This is a genomic window from Endozoicomonas sp. SESOKO3, from assembly GCF_024606255.1.
In genome coordinates this window covers 1-1,547 of sequence record NZ_JAHHPR010000082.1, presented here as the reverse complement: position 1 = coordinate 1,547, position 1,547 = coordinate 1, and the positions used below count along the sequence as shown (strand labels likewise).

Below are 1,547 nucleotides of genomic sequence, written 5' to 3'. Positions count from 1 at the left end.
ATTTTTAGACCAATTTATTGCAACCGCAGTAGGACAGTCTTAAGTCCGACAGGCTCCTGGAATAGGATATGGCAAGAGTTTTTTTGACACTATTTTTCGAAAACTTTTTCGGAAACTATTTACGCTATCCTGGCAAGCTGATGTTTAAAGTTCCCTTTGCGGCTCATCAGCTGCACAAAGCAAGATCGAAGCTAATCAGAAATTTTTGTATAGATTCTCATTCCTGTGTGTAATGCAAAAACTGGCCATTGAGCATCTGCGATAAAATCACCATTTTTGTTATTGAATGAACAGGCATCAGCCGAAAATTTAGGCTCTAATTGATACATTTCAGGTCTGTAACTAGCCAGTAAAGACGGCGATGTGAGTACGGTAATTTGATGATTAAGAATGCCAGAACTTAAAAGCCCAAAAGAACAACGGCCTATCAAAGATTCTCGAACACACATACGGTAGTGACCCCCCATAAGAACAAGGCTTGTAATCTTTCTTTCTTTTAAAAAAGGCAATAAGGGAGGCTCAGTTTTTGCGTTAAGCACACCTAGCGCTTGCTTGGTGCAGTGAAAATCTGGTTTTTTAATAACATCATAGATATGCCTTGGATGTGCTTCTTTGTGCTCATGAACGACAATGATTCTACATCCAAGCTCTTTACAAAAGCGAAGGGTTTCTTGTTGGCTTTGTTTTCTAACAAGATGATTCTCAACAGTCTCAGAACTCCATTTTTTATCCATCTCATCTATTACGATGACTGCCGTGTTGGCATGATGCTCTGGTTTATGAAACTTAACGATATCTCCAAGTAATGAACCGTTTATTATTGTCATTAATCACTCTCCTTTTAAGTCTTTAGCTTATTGGACAATAATCTAAATTCATTGTTTGATATTTTGTTATGGTGATTAACATTCTTGTCATTAAGACTAAGTAGTCAAGGTCGCCTTTCAATGGATGGCGGCGGTAGCCTGGTTAATCTGCATAAAAAGTTCAAGCTAGTCATTCATCCATCCTTAGCTCAATGATTTTCGCCGGCTCATTTTCATGGATGATCAACAGATGGCCATCGGCGCTGAAGGTGGCTGAGGTGATCCCTCTAAGATTGGAAATGTAGGCTTTTTTCTGCCATGTCCCATCGCTTGTCTGGCCATAAATTTCCGCCTCGTTATTGTTAGTGGTGATGACCACATGGCGTCCATCGATGCTAAAGCTTGCTGATTTGAGATATGAAACAAAGAAAACGACGGTTTTTCCTTCCCAGGATCCATTGAGCTTTCGGCTATAGATTTTCGCCTTCCTGTCTACACCGAGGGTGATCACATGGCGGCTATCGGCGCTAAAGGCTACTGAGTTGATTTGCATATGATGGGAAATGGTAGCTTTTTCTTCCCATGATCCATGATCGTTCTGGCCATAGATTTTCGCCTCATTATCTTGACCGTGGGTGATCACATAGCGGCTATCGGGGCTGAAGGTGGCTGAGTAGACCCAACCATTATGAGAAATGGTGGCTTTTTCTTTCCATGATCCGTCTTCCTGACCATAGATTA

Annotated in this window: 2 protein-coding genes; both read right to left on the bottom strand. The window is 41.0% G+C overall.

Translation table 11 applies throughout. The annotated features are described in order from the left end of the window. Window positions 1–191: 191 nt before the first annotated feature. Window positions 192–827: a hypothetical protein gene (locus tag KDK18_RS01330; RefSeq protein WP_257252638.1), complete on the bottom strand. Its 636-nt coding sequence runs from the start codon at window positions 825–827 to the stop codon at window positions 192–194. Window positions 828–996: 169 nt separating this feature from the next. Then, window positions 997–1,547 (bottom strand): WD40 repeat domain-containing protein (locus tag KDK18_RS01325; RefSeq protein ID WP_257252637.1); only part of this gene is annotated, 551 nt, incomplete at its 5' end.

Excerpts from the sequence above, each read along its gene's own strand:
- KDK18_RS01330 (WP_257252638.1), bottom strand. The coding sequence starts at position 827 with ATGACAATAATAAACGGTTCATTACTTGGAGATATCGTTAAGTTTCAT.